The sequence below is a fragment of the Bradyrhizobium frederickii genome (genome assembly GCF_004570865.1).
Lineage (GTDB): Bacteria > Pseudomonadota > Alphaproteobacteria > Rhizobiales > Xanthobacteraceae > Bradyrhizobium > Bradyrhizobium frederickii.
Genome location: NZ_SPQS01000012.1, coordinates 163,625 through 179,192 on the forward strand (window position 1 = coordinate 163,625; position 15,568 = coordinate 179,192).

Sequence of the window (15,568 nt, forward strand, 5' to 3'; positions counted from 1 at the left end):
CTTTGCCCACCCTACGATTCCGAGTGCGAGGGTTAGATCGCCTACGCCGCCACCACGCGCGGCGCGTCGACCGCATTCGACGGCTGCACCGGCTTGTTCAGCATCGTCACCGCGCTGAAGCCGACGGCCCGGAGCTGCTCGCACATCAGCGTGCGCGCATCCGGCGTCATCGCGGCATCGGGCACCACGACGGCGCGGGCATGCGCCGTCAGCAGCTCGGCCGGAAGATCCGAGGCGCTGCCGGCATCGATCAGCACGTGATCATAGGCGCGCAGCAGCGCGTCGATGGCGAGCGTCACCCGCGGCGATTGCAGCAGGCTGCGGTCGAAGCCGGGACGGCCGGCCATGACCAGATGCAGCCGCGACAGCTTGTCCCGGGTGATAACTTGCGCGAACGACGCCTCGCCCTGCATCAGCTCGGCAAGGCCCGGCGCCGAAGCATCGACGGACACCGCGGCGATCGTCGGCGAGGACGCGGCGAGATCGACCACCACGACACGCGCCTCGCGCGCCAGATGCCGAGCCAGCGTCAGCGTCGACAGCGTGATGGCCTCGCCTGGGGCGGTGCCGAGCACGGTGACCTTCTTCGCCGCAGCGCCGGCGGCGCGCAAGTCCTCGGCCAGACGTTCGATCTCGGTGAATTCGGTGACGTCCGTATCGGTCGTCATCTCCGGCTGGAGCGGCGCGCGCTCCACCATAGCGGGCTCGATGCCCGGATCGAAGGCGGGCGCGACGGCCGGTTGGACCGTCACCTCTTGCCGCAGCGGCGCCTGTGCCGGGAAAACTGCCGCCACCGCGCGCGGCGCGGTCTGGCGCAACAGCTCGCCGGTGACGACGACGCCGGACGACAGCAGCAGCGTCGCGATCGTCGCGATCAGCACGATCGGCAGCTTCTTCGGATAGGCCGGCGTGTTCGAGACGATGGCGCGCGAGATGATGCGGCCGTCGGTCGGCGCGGTATCGATGGTCTCGCGGGTGTTGGCCTCGCGGTACTTGGCGAGATAGGTCTCGAGCAGATCGCGCTGCGCCTTGGCCTCGCGCTCGAGCGCACGGAGCTGGACGTCCTGACCGTTGGTCGAGGCCGCCTGCTTCTTGAGCTGCTCCAGGCTCACGGTCAGGCCGTCGACCCTACCGCTGGCGATCCGCGCGTCATTCTCCAGCGAGCGCGAGATCTTGCTGGCCTCGTCCCGGATCTGGGTGTCGAGATCGCCCAATTGGGCTTTCAATTCCTTGATGCGCGGATGGTTGCCGAGCAACGTCGAGGATTGCTCGGCAAGCTGGGCACGCAGCGTCACGCGTTGCTCCGACAGCCGCCGCACCAGCTCGGAGTTCAGCACCTCCGCCGCCTCGATCGGCTTGCCGCTCTGGAGCATCTCCTTGATCAGCCGCGCCTTGGATTCCGCATCCGCCTTCATCGAGCGCGCATTGTTGAGCTGGGTGTTGACCTCGCCCATCTGCTGGTTCGACAGCGTGGTGTTGTTGGTGCCGATGAACAGGCTCGACTTGGAACGGAAGTCCTCGACCCTGGCCTCGGCCTCGGAGACCTTCTTGCGCAAGCTCTCGATCTCCCCGGCGAGCCACTGGCTGGCGTTCTTGGCCTGCTCCTGGCGGACCGCCTGCTGCAGCACGAGATAGCCGTCGGCGATCGAATTGGCGACGCGCGCCGCAAGCTCGGAATCGGCGGATTGGAATTCGACAACGATCACGCGCGACTTGTCGACGGCGTAGGCCTGCAGGCGCTCGTAATAGGCATCGAGCACGCGCTCTTCCGGCGTCATCGAGAACGGATCGCGGCCGAGCCCGATCATCGCGGCCAACGACTTCAGCGGCGAGACGCCTTGCAGCACGGGATCGAATTCGGGACGTTCGGCAAGCTTGTTCTTCCTGATGATCTCGCGCGCGAGATCGCGCGACAGCACGAGCTGCACCTGGCTGGTGACGGCCTCGGCGTCGAGCGCCTGGCGCTCCTCGGCGCGGTCGCTGTTCGGGCGCAGGAATACGTTCTCGCGGCCATCGATCAGGATGCGCGATTCGGACTTGTAGCGCGGCGTGACGAGATTGACGGCGGCAATTGAGGCGACCAGCGCCAGCACCGTCGGCACGACGATCCAGCCGCGCTTGCGCGCCAATGCCGCTCCGAGCGCGTGCAGGTCGATATCGCCGGCTTCAACTTGCGCCTGCTTCGTGACGATCGGTGCAGGCCTTGCTTCAATCCTGGGCTCGACCTTGACTTCAGCCTTGTCAGCCTTATCAGCTTTGGGCGCGACTTCGGCCTTCGGCTTTGACACGGCACGCGCAATTACCGCCTTGTCCTTGCCGGCACGCCAGAACGCTAAACGCATCGAACACTCCCGCAGGGCAACGCCACCAAGCTACCGCAACCGGGGCGATTACACTCCATTAAGGTTGCCGCTGGGTTAATCGCGGCGTCGGCGATGGCCGCACGCACGCTCGTCACCGTTTGTTAACCACGAGGCCCCTTAATCCATCTCGATATTTCCAAGGAATTGTTCGGCATTCGCCGTCGAGCGCTGGTTTTGATACATGCCTCCCTCTCCTGACCGGCCGCTTCGTATCCTGCACGCCGTGCGCGCTCCGGTCGGCGGCATCTTCCGCCATATCCTCGATATCGCCAACGGCCAGGTCGACCGCGGCCATCATGTCGGCATTCTCGCCGACAGTCTCACCGGCGGCCAACGTGCCGACAAGGCACTTGCCGAGCTCGCGCCGCGGCTGAAGCTCGGCGTGCACCGGCTCGCGATCCGCCGCGAGCCCTCGCCGGACGACGTCCTGGTGTGGCTACGCATGCGGCGCCTGATCGCCACGCTGAAGCCCGACGTCATGCACGGCCACGGCGCCAAGGCCGGCGCCTTCATCCGGATGCGGCGACGCTCCGACGACACCATCCGCATCTACACGCCCCATGGCGGCTCGCTGCATTATCCCCTCAACACCTTCAAGGGCGAGTTCTACGCGCGGCTGGAGCGCGCGCTGATGGATTCGACCGACCTGTTCCTGTTCGAGAGCGCGTTCGCCCGCGACACCTATCAACGCATCGTCGGCACCCCCAAGGGCGTGGTGCGTTGCGTCTTCAACGGCGTCACGCCCGAGGAGTTCGAGCCTGTCGTGACCGCCGACGATGCCACCGACCTCTGCTATGTCGGCGAGTTCAGGCACATCAAGGGTGCGGATCTCCTGATCGATGCCGTGGCGCGCCTGCACGAGGGCGGCAGGAAGGTCACCTTGACGCTCGGCGGCGACGGCGAGGAAATGGCGGCGCTGAAGGCGCAGGTGGAGACGCTCGGCCTCACCCATGCGATCCGCTTCATCGGCCACGTCAAGGCGCGCTACGGCTTCTCCAAGGGGCGGTTGCTGGTCGTCCCCTCGCGCGGCGATTCCATGCCCTATGTCGTGATCGAAGCCGGCGCTGCCGGCATCCCGATGATCGGGTCCAGAATCGGCGGCATCCCCGAAATCTTCGGCGCCGACAGCCCCGCTCTGTTCGCGCCGAGCAATCCCGAGGCCATGGCGGAAGCGATCGCCGCAGCGCTGAACGATCCGCAGACCACCGCACAGCGCGCCGCCACCTTGCGGGAACGCATCTCCGCGCATTTCTCGCAAGCCGCGATGGTCGACGGCGTGCTCGCCGGCTATCGCGACGCATTTACCGATCACTAACCATTCTTAAGACCCGCTTTAGAGAATCTTCCGATTTGTTCGATAGTCCAAGGTCCAGGGGATGCTCGCCCGGGCGCTCAACGCCGTGCCGCGGGCTTTGAAATGGACGTGGACGCCCGTGGAACCGCTCAACGCACGCTCGATGCTCGACGCCGCGACCAGCGCTGCGGCGAAGCCCGCTGACCCATCTTTCGTCGAGCGCCGTCGCCGGCTCTCGCCGGCAGCGCTCGAAGTCGTCAACCAGAAGGTCTCCCGCGCCTATTCGCCGATCGTGATCGCCGGCTTCGTGCGCCTCGCCGACTTCGCGCTGCTGAGCCTCGTTGGCATCGCGCTCTATGTCGGCTACGTGATGCCGCTCTCGGGCTTCAGCTGGGTCTACCCTGGGGAGGTCGTCGCCGTCGCGGTCGCCGCCGTGGTCTGCTTCCAGGCCGCCGACCTCTATCAGGTCCAGCTGTTCCGCGGACAGCTGCGGCAGATGACGCGGATGATCTCGTCCTGGTCTTTCGTCTTCCTGCTGTTCATCGGCATCTCCTTCTTCGCCAAATACGGCAGCGAAATCTCCCGGCTGTGGCTGGCCGCCTTCTACGTCCTCGGGCTCGCCGCCCTGATCGCCGAGCGACTGGTGCTGCGCTCGCTGGTGCGCGGCTGGGCGCGCCAGGGCCGGCTCGACCGCCGCACCATCATCGTCGGCTCCGACAGCAACGGCGAGCAGCTGGTCGAGGCGCTGAAGGCGCAGGAGGATTCCGACATCCACGTGCTCGGCGTGTTCGACGACCGCAACGACAGCCGCGCGCTCGACACCTGCGCCGGGGCGCACAAGCTCGGCAAGGTCGACGACATCCTCGAGTTCGCCCGCCGCACCCGCGTCGATCTCGTGCTGTTCGCGCTGCCGATCTCGGCCGAGACGCGCATCCTGGAGATGCTGAAGAAGCTCTGGGTGCTGCCCGTCGACATCCGCCTCTCCGCGCACACCAACAAGCTGCGCTTCCGGCCGCGCTCCTATTCCTATCTCGGCGAGGTGCCGACTCTCGACGTGTTCGAGGCGCCGATCACGGATTGGGATCTCGTGATGAAATGGCTGTTCGACCGCGTCGTCGGCAGCCTTGCCCTGCTCGCGGCCCTGCCGGTGATGGGCCTCGTCGCGCTCGCGGTGAAGCTCGACAGCCCGGGACCCGTGCTGTTCCGCCAGAAGCGCTTCGGCTTCAACAACGAGCGCATCGACGTCTACAAGTTCCGCTCGATGTACCATCACCAGGCCGATCCCATCGCCTCCAAGGTCGTGACCAAGAACGATCCGCGCGTCACCCGCGTCGGCCGCTTCATCCGCAAGACCAGCCTCGACGAGCTGCCGCAGCTCTTCAACGTGGTCTTCGCCGGCAATCTCTCCCTGGTCGGCCCGCGCCCCCACGCGGTGCAGGGCAAGCTGCAGAGCCGGCTGTTCGACGAGGCCGTCGACGGCTATTTCGCCCGCCACCGCGTCAAGCCGGGCATCACCGGCTGGGCCCAGATCAACGGCTGGCGCGGCGAGATCGACAACGAAGAGAAGATTCAGAAGCGCGTCGAGTTCGACCTCTATTACATCGAAAACTGGTCGGTGCTGTTCGACCTCTACATTCTCCTGAAGACGCCGATCTCGCTACTGACCAAGAACGAGAACGCGTATTGAGTTTCCGTCATGCCCCGGCTTGACCGGGGCATCCAGTACGCCGCAGCTCCGGCCGTTTTTCTGCAACGCGCGCCGCGGAGTACTGGATCGCCCGGTCAAGCCGGGCGATGACAGCGGAAGTTGTGGCGTACGAGTTGCGTAAGCGTATGAGCAAGTGATGGCGTATGCGGCGACAGCCGATGGAGTGAAACTGGCCGCGCCCGGCGTGCTGGCGCTGCAGCGCGCGCTGGTGTGGCTGGTCGGCGCCTCCGGCGCGGTCGTCTTCATCGAACCGAGCCCCTACGAGATCGTGACGCTATTTGCCGCCGTCACGTTCTTCGCCACCGGCCTTCGCTTGCGGCTCGCGCTGATGCCGCTGATCGCACTGCTGGTCCTGCTCAATCTCGGCTACACGATCAGCGCGATCCCGCTGTTCGAGCAGTCCGAGGTGGTGAGCTGGATCGCGACCTCCTGGTACATGGCGGTGACCGTCGTGTTCTTCGCCATGGTGATGTCCGAGGACACCGCGGCCCGGCTCGACATGCTCCGCCGCGGGCTCGTGGTCGGCGCGATGGTGGCTTCGCTCCTGGCGGTCGCCGGCTACTTCCACCTGGTGCCTGGCGGCAACGACCTCCTCACGCTCTACGGACGGGCGCGCGGCACGTTCAAGGACCCGAACGTGCTCGGCGCCTTCCTGATCCTGCCAGCGCTGTTTGCGCTGCAGAGCGTGGTATCGGACAAGCTGGCCAAGGCGTTCCGCAACGTCATCGCCTTCGCCATCATGGCGCTGGCGATCCTGCTCGCCTTCTCGCGTGCCGCCTGGGGCGGGTTGGTGCTGACCTCGGCCTTCATGCTGGCGCTGATGGTGCTGACCGGCCGCACCAACGCGCAGCGATCGCGCATCGTCGTCATGGCGGTCGTGGCCGCGGTGCTGGGGCTGGCGCTGATCGCGGTGCTGCTGTCGTTCGAGTCCACCGCGGAGATGTTCAAGCAGCGCGCAAGCTTCGACCAGAGCTATGACGAAGGCCGCTTCGGCCGGTTCGGCCGTCACATCCTCGGCGCGGAGATGGCGCTCGACCTGCCGTTCGGCATCGGTCCCTTGCAATTCCACCGCTTCTTTCCCGAGGACACCCACAACTCCTATCTCAACGCCTTCATGTCCGGCGGCTGGCTGTCCGGCGTGTGCTATCCCGCGCTGGTCTTCACCACAGTGATCATGGGCTTCCGCCACATCTTCGTCCCGGTGCCCTGGCAGCGCGCTTATCTCGCGATCTTCTCCGCCTTCGTCGGCACCGTCGGCGAAAGCTTCGTGATCGACACCGACCACTGGCGGCACTTCTGGATGATGCTTGGCGCGATGTGGGGCATGATCGCGGCCGCACAGATCTACAGGATCAGGGCCGAAGACGAAGCGCCTTCAGCTTGAGATGGGAACGCTCTCTCGAGGCTGACAGCTTCTGGAGCGTCGCGGTTCGGCGCCGCATTGTCGTCCAGGATATTCAAATGGACGTTGCGCAAAGGTCTGGTCAGGCATCTGCACTCACTTCCTGTTCGAGCTTCTTGCGCAGCGCCTTGATGAGGCGGCCGGCGGTCTTGATCTCTTCTATCGGGAGACCTTGTACCAGCGAGTTGATCTTGGGGGCATACAGGCGGATGGCAGCGTCGTAGGTCTTCAGTCCCTTGTCGGTCAGGACCACGAGATGGGCGCGGCGATGATGTGGATTGAGTTCAAAGGTGACGAGCCCTTCATGGGCCAGGTCATTGACGATACGCTGAACGTTCTGGCGGTTAGCGCCGAGGTCGCGGGCGAGCCAGGCGACCGGCTGCGCACGGTCCGCGCCAACGATCGCCCCACGTCAAGGTCAGGTTATTGACCCTGAATAGGTCGAGAATGAGATCGGTCATGGCGTCACCCGCCGGAGATCGCTTGATAGCGCGCATATTGACTCCATAAATCCCTATTGACACCATCATGTCAATTGGGCTATCGCTGGCGCCGACTTCGACACCATGATGTCATATTGGACCAGACGCGAGAGTTTGTCATGCCCGTGATGCGCCATGCGATCCAGCCGACCCCACCGAATGCCGTTCTGAGGCCGCCGCTTCTCGGAGGCGCGGGCCCGATTTCCGCGCCGCATGAAGCGGTAGCAGCGGAAATCTTACGTCATGAAACGCGCCCCGCAGAAGGCTGGGTCACGTTCGCGGCGGTCGCATCGCACCCACCGGGGTCGCCTCGGGGCTCGAACGATAACCAGAAGGGAAACAGGCCGTGATCAAGATGATTCATCCCGTTGCAGGCGGGACCGCGCTTCTCACGATCTCGACTTTCTGGCTCTCTACTGCGTTCAGCGAGCTCTTCGCGTCCCAATCCGTCATCGCTGCCGTCAAGACTGCCATACCGTGGGGCTTTCTCGTGCTGATCCCTGCGCTTGCGGCGACGGCCGGATCGGGCCTTGCGCTTTCACAGGGGCGGCGAGCCGGCCTGATCGGCGCGAAGATCAAGCGAATGCCGCTGATCGCGGCTAACGGCCTTCTCGTGCTTGTCCCCGCCGCTTTCTTTCTCGCACACAAGGCGAAGGCCGCCGAGCTCGATGCAGTCTTCTATGCGGTCCAGGCTCTTGAGCTTATCGCCGGAGCTGCGAACATCACCCTGCTCATGCTCAACGCGCGAGACGGCTTGAGAATGAAAGCCCGGTCCCGCAACAGGTGAGAAAGCGAAGGCTCACGTCTCCACCTCGAACGTCAGCCCGGCGTGATCGACCAGCCGCTTGACCAGCTTGTGCTGCATGGCCGCGCCCGGCGTCCAGAAGCCGCCCGGAACATCCGTCGCATCACGCAGCAGGCAGATCGCGCATTCGGAGATCATCTTGGAGGTCGAGCCGTAGCCGGGATCGCGGTCGCCGGTGACGCCGGCGCGGACCTGGCGTCCGTCCGGTGCGATCGCGACGTAGAGCAGATCGAACAAGCCGTTCTCGCGCTCCTCCTTCGACGGCCCTTCGCCCGGCTTCGGCGCGTTAGGGCCGGTCTTCTCGGCATTGGCCGCCATCACGCGCTTTGCGTTGGCCTCGCCCTTCTCGCCGGGACCGGTCAGGACCATCTCGTCGTAGACGAAATCCTTGCCGTAGGGAAAGCCCATCAGCATGTTGGAACGATGGACGTTGCGGGTGTTGATCAGCGCCATCATGAACGGGGCGGCCCAGGATTGCAGATCCTCCTCGTAAGCCGCCCGGTTGCCCTTGGGCTGCTTCGGGCCGGTGAACCCCGGCGTCAGCGCAAAATGGTCGTTGAGAATGGCGACGAGGCTGAGGTCCTTGGCGACCGCATCGAAAGTCGCTTTGGCACTCGCCGCGGTGCCGCCTGACAGCGTGCCGCGCATGTCGCGCACGCGGCCCTTCACGCGCGCGGCCGGCGCGCCGAACACGCGCCTGGCTTCTTCCTGCACGAAGAACGTGCCGAGCTCGAACGGCACGGAATCGTAACCGCAGGAGAACACGATGCGCGAGCCGCTCGCCTTGGCCGCCGCCTCGTACTTGTCGATCATCTGCCGCATCCAGACCGGCTCGCCGCAGAGATCGAAATAATCCGCACCCGCAGCGACGCAGGCCGCGAGTAGGTCCTCGCCATAGAACTGGTACGGCCCCACCGTCGTGATCACGGACCTCGTCTGCGCCACCATCGCCTTCAGCGACGCAGCGTCCGACGCATCCGCCACGATCAGCGGCGTATCGGCGGGCGCACCGATCGCATCGCGCACCGATTTCAGCTTGTCCAGGCTGCGGCCGGCCATCGCCCATGTCAGCGACTTGTCGTCCTTGTATTGCGCCGCCAGATATTCGGCGACGAGCTGGCCGGTGAAACCGGTCGCGCCGTAGACGACGATGTCGAATTTCGCAGAGCTCATGCTCGTCCCTTACTTTTTCGCGTAACTCACGCCCATGCCGGCACGGACGTCGCTTTGGATGCCATAGGGCGGGATCGGATAGCGCAGACCATTCTTGGCCAGCGCCTTCATGCCCTCGATCGCCTTGGCGAGATGCGCGGGTTTCAAGGCCATCAGCATCTCCTCGTCCGGCACGCCGCCATAGCGCCGTTCGGCATAGCATGGCAAGGACAGGCTGGGCTCCCCGGTCTTGAGCGCCCGCCCCCAGGAATCCGCGCACGCGGTCTCGCCGACCACGCCCCATTCGAACTTCTTGTAGCCGGTATATTGCAGCCCGTTGATCAGGATGATCATCTGCCCGGGCGTCGCATAGACGAGGCAGATGTCGGGCGGATCGAGCCGGCCGCTCGCGAGCGGACTGACGGCGAGCGCCTGATATTGGCCGAACGGGACCACGTCCAGCGCCTCCTGGCGCTTGCGCGCATCCTCCGCCGTGCCGTGCCAGACCCCGACATAGTTTTCGCCGGCGAGCCATTTGTCGTCCTGCGGGCTAAGTCCGATCACCGCGCGGCACTGGCTACCTACAAGATCGTCGGCGGTGATGCCGACGGTCCAGCCCAGCCGCGCCGCCATGCTGACGATCTGGTCGGTGGTGTGGATCGCATTCGGCCGCCGGATTTTCGGGATCGCCTCCATCTCCGCCGCTTGCGCGAACAGCTTCATGCCGATCACATTGGTCTTCAGCCGCAGCAGGCTGTTGAGATCGGCGACGAGGCCGGCAAGATCGATGCTGTCTGCACTGTGCTGTTGCATGGCTTCCTCCGGCCGCAGCGACCGTGCGCCGCGTATTCTTGTTTTGCGGTTCGTTTTAGTCCTTCGCAGGTCCCGGAAGCAACTCGCCGGTCCTGCCCATCAGGCGGTAGGCCACGAGGCCGATCCACTCGCGGACGGCCACTTCGGTCCGTCGCAGCCCGTCCGCGGCCATGTTGGTGAAGGAGAATAGATCGTCCCGTCCGCCCATCCGCCAGTCGACCGGATAGGCCTCGACCTCAAATCCGGCCTTGCGGAAGATTCCCATCGAGCGCGGCATGTGGAAGGCCGACGTCACCAGAAGCCAGCGCTCGCCCGGCTTCGGCGTCACCAGCTGCTTCGTGAAGACCGCATTCTCCCAGGTGTTCCGCGAATTGCGCTCGAGGATCAGACGCTCTTTCGGGATGCCCAGATTCTCCAGGATCGGCGCGGAATAGTCAGCTTCCCTGGCATCGTGAGAGACGAGGTTCGCGCTCCCTCCGGTAAACACGATGCGCGCATTCGGATAGCGGCGCGCGAGCTCGGCCGGCGCGAACAGACGATCGGCGGCGTGCGCGACGACCGGCGTGCGATGCGCCGCCGACAGGTCGGTGTCGACCGAGCCGCCGAGCACGATGATGCCGTCGGGCGCCCCGCGCGAGGCGTCCCACGCCGGAAAGCGCGATTCCAGCGGATAGATCAGGAGATTGCCGAGCGGCGAGAACGCCGCCAGCGCCAGCAGCACCAGCGTGGTCACGGCCAGCCTGCGGCCCAGCGCGGCAAAGCGCGTCGCCATCAGCACCAGCGAGACGATGCCGAGCTCGACCAGAAGGTTGATCGGCAGCAGCGCGGTGCCGATTGTCTTGGACAGAACGAAGAACAGGGGAGCCTCGCGGAAATGAGCTTGCCAGTCTGCGCGGGGCTTGACCTGCCCGGCGATCTTCAGAAAGCTTCTTGAAAGAGGATCGATCACCGGGTCAAGCCCGGCCTGATCAAAGCGACCGGACGCGGCAAATGACCCATCACCACCTGCATTCCAGCCCCAAGACCTGCCATTGGGGCTTCTTCGAAGCCGCGCTGGAGCCCGTCCTCACTATCGCGAGCGGCGATGAGGTGACGGTCGACACTATCAGCGGCGGACCGGACATGCTGCCCGACCGCGACAAGTTTCACATTCCGCCCGAAATGTTCGAGGTTCATGCCAGCAACGAGCGCATGCTGCCCGGCCACATTCTCACCGGTCCGATCGCGGTCGAGGGCGCCGAGCCCGGCGACGTGCTCGCGGTCGAGATCCTCGACGTTCAGCTTCGGCAGGATTGGGGCTGGAACATGATCAAGCCGCTGGCCGGCACCCTGCCCGACGATTTCCACGAGACGCGTATCCTGAACATCCCGCTCGACCGTACCAGGATGACCGGCCGCATGCCGTGGGGCCTCGACCTGCCGCTCAAGCCGTTCTTCGGCGTGATGGGCGTATCGCCGCCGCCAGCCTGGGGACGCATCTCCTCGCTGATCCCGCGCGCCATGGGCGGCAATCTCGACAACAAGGAGCTCGGCGCCGGCGCGACGCTCTATCTGCCGGTGTTCGTGCCGGGCGCGATGTTCTCCTGCGGCGACGGCCATGGCGTGCAGGGCGACGGCGAGGTCTGCGTCACCGCGATCGAGACCGCGCTGCAGGGCCGCTTCCGCCTGACGCTGCGCAAGGATCTCAGGTTCGACTATCCCCGCGCCGAGACGGCGACTCACTACATGACGATGGCGATGGACCCCGACCTCGACCAATGCGTGGTGCGCGCGCTGCGCGACATGATCGCGCTGCTCGGCGAGACGCGAAACCTGTCGCGCGAGGATGCCTACACACTGTGCAGCCTGGCCGCCGATCTCAGGGTGACCCAGACCGTCAACGGGTCGAAAGGCATCCATTGCATGATCGAAAAGGCCATCGTGCACGGCTGAGCTCGGCCGCTCCTCCCGACCTGCTGACGCCCCCGCCGCCGCCCGGCCTGCCGCGCGGCGCGTCGAGTCGCGTCTAATTTCCTGTGCGATTCCAACACGCTGAGCGTCAAGCGCAGCATGCATTTGACTTCCGCCCCTGAACCTAAATAGAGTCTTAATCGTTACTTTTATGTACCCGAGTAAGAGGCTAGCGTTCGGGCCATGGCCACCGAAAAAGCCGAGACTGACCGCATTCCCGTAACCTTGGCGCTCTCGACCATCACCTACCTGGAGAAGCTGGTGAGACAGGGCACCCACGGCACCAGCGTTCCCGGCGTCGCACGCACCTTGATCGAGGAAGGCATCCGTCTCGCCATCAAGGACGGGCTTTTGTCGATCCGCGACAATGGCAGGACGTGAGCGCGCTCGGTGCGTGAGGCGGACGGATCTCGAGGCGGATGGCTGACATCTGCAACCTGGGACCGTTTACAAATGCCTGTTCTCTCACCCACCTGGACCGACGAACGAATTGAACTCCTGAAGCAGCACTTCGAGGCCGGCCTCTCCTGCCGCGAGATTGCCGCCGACATCGGCGTCAGCCGCAACGCCGTGATCGGCAAGCTATCCCGTCTCAACCTGACGCGTGGCCGCACCGGTGATGAGCGCAAGGTTCAGGACAGAGGCGCAGCGCGGGCGAAGGCCGTGCCGCGGCTGCAATACGAGATGCTCGCCACGATCTATGGCGACACCGACGCCCCCGTGGTGACGGGTCCGATCGACGAGGCGAATCGCTGCTCGCTGCTGGAGCTCGCCGAGAACCGCTGCCGCTGGCCGATCTCGACGCCGGGCGCAGACGATTTCTGCTTCTGCGGCAACACGGCGCCGGACGGGCAGCCCTATTGCGCCGGCCACAGCCGCCTCGCCTACCGGCCGCCCGCGCGCGCCCGCGCGATACGCGGCTGACGTTGCGCGCATCTCGACGAAAAAAAACCTCCGGCGGGGCATCGCCGGAGGTTTCTGGAGGCTTAGCATGAAGCTAAGAGCCGCAACTTTCGTATCTGGCTGAGTGCTATATAGCTTAGTAGCTCAAGTAAGTAAATAAATTTGCCGCGATCGAATCGCATGGCTCGCCTTCGTGTTCCGCAACGGCCATTCGATTTTCCGAAGACCACACCTGTGAAAAAGCCCCGGCGGTTTCCCGCCGGGGCTCTCATCGATTTGCGCGATCGATGATCAGAAGTTGCGCTGAGCGCGCAGCATCATGCTCACCGAGTTCTGGTCCTTCAGCTCGTACACGGCCGCCGGCTTGGCCGCGCTGGCAATGCCCGGGCTCGCGATGTTGCCGGAGTACTTCTGGTCCAGACGCGAGTAGCTCAGGTCGGCCGTGAACGCCAGGTTCTTGACCGGGGTCCAGACGGTGTTCACACCGACCACTGCGAAGTTGAAGTCCGGATTACACGTCGAACCGGCCAACCCGATCGCGGCGAAGCTGGTGCAGATCAGCGCCTTGCCCGTGGTGCCGTACCTCAGCTGGGCATAGCCACCGTAGATCGCGCTGGCCCAGTTCGGGCTCCAGTTGTGGGTGTAGCCACCGCGGAAGCCCCAGGTCTTGACGGTATCGATGCCGGTCCCGGTGCCGAAGACGCCGTCGGCAACGCCAGCGAAGCCAGTGCTCTGATACGCCCCGTTGCCGCTACCGCTGAACATGAAGAAGCTCTGCGGGAACAGGCTCTGGAAATTGTAGCGGGTTGCACCGTCGGTGTAGACCGCCTGCAGGTTGATGACGTCGCCTGCGCCGGTCGGGATGTTCTTGATCGACAAGGCACCCTGCACTGCCCAGCCCCACTTGTCGGACGGGTGACCGCTGACTTCCGTCGCGCCGTAATAGCCGGCATGGATGTCATGCGCCGCGACCGAGATCTGGGCCAGACCCCAGGCTTGGTCGACACGAACCTGACCGATGATATCGGGCGAACGCGTGCCGCCCCAGGCGCTGGCACCATAGACGCCCGTCACGAACTGGGCGGCCGTGCCCGACGACACGTTCCAGAGGTTCGACTGACCATTGTTCGCCGAGGTCTCGTCCTGCAGCGCGAACGAAGCAGTGATGCCTTGGCCGAAGTCAGCCGTGTAGGCAACCTGGTTCACGCCGTTGGTGTGGTTGGAGCCGCCCGGAATGGTATCGGGACCGCCAGCCGGATAGCTCTGCCACGGAGCGTCGAAGATCGAGACGGTGCGGCCGAAGGTGAAACCAGCGAACTGGATGAACGCATGGTAGAGGCCGAGCGTCGCCGAACCGGTCGAGAAGGTCGACGGGTTGCTGCCAGTGACGTTCTGCGAATCATAGCTGAACACCGCGTCAGCATAGGTACGAACAACGCCGTACTCGGTCGCCGTGCGGGTGTCGACATTGAAGTCAAAACGAGCGCGGCTGAAGTAGTAGTTCGTCAGACGGTTATTGGAGCCACCGTTCACGCTGGTCGTGCCGTTCCTGAAACCGTAGTCGCCGCCGCCGCCGAGAAGCATGTCGGCGCGGACGTAACCACCCAGCTTGATGCAGGTGTCAGTGCCCGGGATGTAGTAGAAACCTGCGCCGTACAGCGAGCAGATCCGCACGTATTCGACCGCCTTGGCCTTCACGGGGAGATCAGCCGCCTGAGCTCCACCGACGGCGATCAGTCCCGCCGCAGTGCCGAGCAATAGGCTCTTCACCATTTTCATATAAAACCTCCAAGTTGCTCATTTTACGGAGACTGGACCGTGAGGCCCCCCAGATCCCCGTCTCTTCAAATCCGCTCGGCCACTTTGCGCTTCGGACACACTCGCTTTCGACGCGAGGGACGTGAGCGAACCACCTGCAACGGGACGATCGAGTACCCCCCACCGCCACGAGCAACATATCCGCGCCATTCATCTACACAAAATACTTTATCTACTAAGCTTTGTGGTTTCGCTAAACCTGTGCCCCGCGCGCAACACCCCCGGGGGTCCCAGCCGATCTGCTGAGCTGATCATATTTGTAGTTTTCGTGACACAATTACCCTGCCCTGCACTTGCGTCAGAGTAGGCTTGCGTGGACTATGGCCGTCCACGAACACCGGCCTGAACAACGGGTTCACGGGAGTGACGCTGTGTCCGCGACGAGGAAAGAAGGAGCGCGCCTGCGCTCGACCGGCAATCTGGATATCATCAGGCGCTTCACCTGGGAGATCTCGTCGATCAACATGTATCTGGAGGAATTGCGTCAGTTCTGGGCGAAAACGCTCGGCATCAGCGGCCCGCAATGGCTGATCCTGATGGCCATCTCCGACCTCGACAAGGACGACGGCATCCCGATCAACGTCGTCTCCAAGCTCCTTCACGTCGATCCGTCCTTCGTCACCACCCAGTCCAAGCTGCTCGAGAAGAAGGGCCTGTTGCGCCGTCGCCCCTCGCCGACCGACGCCCGCGTGGTGCGGTTGTCGCTGGCCGAGAAGACGCAGAAGCACATCGCGAGCCTCAACGAGCAGTACAAGACGATTCGCGAATTCGTCTTCCAGGAGTTCGACGAGGACGAGCTGACCGAATTCACCGCCAAGCTCGCGACGCTGAAGAATCGCCTCGAGAAGGCCTGCGTCCGGATCTCGCTCGACTTCTAG

General features: G+C 64.5%; 13 protein-coding genes and 1 pseudogene. 8 read left to right on the forward strand and 6 right to left on the reverse strand.

Going from position 1 to position 15,568, the window contains the following annotated elements:
* Positions 1-41 precede the first annotated feature (41 nt).
* Positions 42-2,342, reverse strand: coding sequence for a GumC family protein (locus E4K64_RS22025; protein WP_135165401.1), 2,301 nt, complete (start codon positions 2,340-2,342; stop codon positions 42-44).
* A 202-nt stretch (positions 2,343-2,544) separates the two neighbouring features.
* Between E4K64_RS22025 and E4K64_RS22030 the strand changes: the two genes are divergently transcribed.
* From E4K64_RS22030 to E4K64_RS22040, 3 genes are all read left to right on the forward strand, one after another.
* Positions 2,545-3,678 (forward strand): glycosyltransferase family 4 protein, encoded by a 1,134-nt coding sequence (locus E4K64_RS22030; protein ID WP_135165402.1) that lies wholly within the window; start codon positions 2,545-2,547, stop codon positions 3,676-3,678.
* A gap of 118 nt (positions 3,679-3,796) precedes the next feature.
* Positions 3,797-5,344, forward strand: a complete 1,548-nt coding sequence (locus tag E4K64_RS22035; RefSeq protein ID WP_167772180.1) for an undecaprenyl-phosphate glucose phosphotransferase — start codon at positions 3,797-3,799, stop codon at positions 5,342-5,344.
* Positions 5,345-5,501: 157 nt separating this feature from the next.
* Positions 5,502-6,749, forward strand: a complete 1,248-nt coding sequence (locus E4K64_RS22040) for an O-antigen ligase family protein (protein ID WP_167772181.1) — start codon at positions 5,502-5,504, stop codon at positions 6,747-6,749.
* A 100-nt stretch (positions 6,750-6,849) separates the two neighbouring features.
* Here E4K64_RS22040 and E4K64_RS22045 read toward each other — a convergent pair.
* A pseudogene (locus E4K64_RS22045) lies at positions 6,850-7,264 on the reverse strand (MarR family winged helix-turn-helix transcriptional regulator).
* A gap of 331 nt (positions 7,265-7,595) precedes the next feature.
* On the opposite strand from E4K64_RS22045, the gene E4K64_RS22050 reads away from it, so the two are divergent.
* Positions 7,596-8,036 (forward strand): hypothetical protein, encoded by a 441-nt coding sequence (locus E4K64_RS22050; protein WP_135165405.1) that lies wholly within the window; start codon positions 7,596-7,598, stop codon positions 8,034-8,036.
* A gap of 12 nt (positions 8,037-8,048) precedes the next feature.
* Here E4K64_RS22050 and E4K64_RS22055 read toward each other — a convergent pair whose 3' ends face one another.
* The 3 genes from E4K64_RS22055 to E4K64_RS22065 are packed head-to-tail and all read right to left on the reverse strand — an operon-like array spanning position 8,049 to position 10,842.
* Complete coding sequence (locus E4K64_RS22055; protein WP_135165406.1) at positions 8,049-9,227, reverse strand: saccharopine dehydrogenase family protein; 1,179 nt, start codon at positions 9,225-9,227, stop codon at positions 8,049-8,051.
* Positions 9,228-9,236: 9 nt separating this feature from the next.
* On the reverse strand, positions 9,237-10,019 hold the full coding sequence (locus tag E4K64_RS22060; protein WP_126258488.1) for a DUF169 domain-containing protein: 783 nt from the start codon (positions 10,017-10,019) through the stop codon (positions 9,237-9,239).
* Positions 10,020-10,074: 55 nt separating this feature from the next.
* The gene (locus tag E4K64_RS22065) at positions 10,075-10,842 is read right to left on the reverse strand and encodes a YdcF family protein (RefSeq protein WP_167772188.1); all 768 of its coding nucleotides are present in this window, start codon (positions 10,840-10,842) and stop codon (positions 10,075-10,077) included.
* A 167-nt stretch (positions 10,843-11,009) separates the two neighbouring features.
* Between E4K64_RS22065 and E4K64_RS22070 the strand changes: the two genes are divergently transcribed.
* From E4K64_RS22070 to E4K64_RS22080, 3 genes are all read left to right on the forward strand, one after another.
* Entirely contained in the window at positions 11,010-11,951 is a 942-nt protein-coding gene (locus E4K64_RS22070; RefSeq protein WP_135165408.1) for an acetamidase/formamidase family protein, read from the forward strand.
* A 201-nt stretch (positions 11,952-12,152) separates the two neighbouring features.
* The gene (locus E4K64_RS22075) at positions 12,153-12,350 is read left to right on the forward strand and encodes a hypothetical protein (RefSeq protein WP_007603456.1); all 198 of its coding nucleotides are present in this window, start codon (positions 12,153-12,155) and stop codon (positions 12,348-12,350) included.
* 72 nt (positions 12,351-12,422) lie between these two features.
* Entirely contained in the window at positions 12,423-12,893 is a 471-nt protein-coding gene (locus E4K64_RS22080; RefSeq protein WP_135165409.1) for a GcrA family cell cycle regulator, read from the forward strand.
* Positions 12,894-13,163: 270 nt separating this feature from the next.
* On the opposite strand, the gene E4K64_RS22085 is transcribed toward E4K64_RS22080, so the two are convergent.
* Positions 13,164-14,651 carry a porin gene (locus E4K64_RS22085; protein WP_135165410.1) on the reverse strand — a complete coding sequence of 496 codons (1,488 nt, stop codon included), beginning with the start codon at positions 14,649-14,651 and terminating at the stop codon, positions 13,164-13,166.
* Positions 14,652-15,061: 410 nt separating this feature from the next.
* Here E4K64_RS22085 and E4K64_RS22090 point away from each other — a divergent pair, with 410 nt between their 5' ends.
* Positions 15,062-15,568 carry a MarR family winged helix-turn-helix transcriptional regulator gene (locus tag E4K64_RS22090; protein ID WP_126258493.1) on the forward strand — a complete coding sequence of 169 codons (507 nt, stop codon included), beginning with the start codon at positions 15,062-15,064 and terminating at the stop codon, positions 15,566-15,568.

What these genes read in the sequence shown, in the direction of transcription:
- E4K64_RS22025 (WP_135165401.1), bottom strand. Translation starts at nt 2,342, where the DNA reads ATGCGTTTAGCGTTCTGGCGTGCCGGCAAGGACAAGGCGGTAATTGCG.
- E4K64_RS22030 (WP_135165402.1), top strand. Translation starts at nt 2,545, where the DNA reads ATGCCTCCCTCTCCTGACCGGCCGCTTCGTATCCTGCACGCCGTGCGC.
- E4K64_RS22040 (WP_167772181.1), top strand. Translation starts at nt 5,502, where the DNA reads ATGGCGTATGCGGCGACAGCCGATGGAGTGAAACTGGCCGCGCCCGGC.
- E4K64_RS22055 (WP_135165406.1), bottom strand. Translation starts at nt 9,227, where the DNA reads ATGAGCTCTGCGAAATTCGACATCGTCGTCTACGGCGCGACCGGTTTC.
- E4K64_RS22060 (WP_126258488.1), bottom strand. Translation starts at nt 10,019, where the DNA reads ATGCAACAGCACAGTGCAGACAGCATCGATCTTGCCGGCCTCGTCGCC.
- E4K64_RS22070 (WP_135165408.1), top strand. Translation starts at nt 11,010, where the DNA reads ATGACCCATCACCACCTGCATTCCAGCCCCAAGACCTGCCATTGGGGC.
- E4K64_RS22075 (WP_007603456.1), top strand. Translation starts at nt 12,153, where the DNA reads ATGGCCACCGAAAAAGCCGAGACTGACCGCATTCCCGTAACCTTGGCG.
- E4K64_RS22080 (WP_135165409.1), top strand. Translation starts at nt 12,423, where the DNA reads ATGCCTGTTCTCTCACCCACCTGGACCGACGAACGAATTGAACTCCTG.
- E4K64_RS22085 (WP_135165410.1), bottom strand. Translation starts at nt 14,651, where the DNA reads ATGAAAATGGTGAAGAGCCTATTGCTCGGCACTGCGGCGGGACTGATC.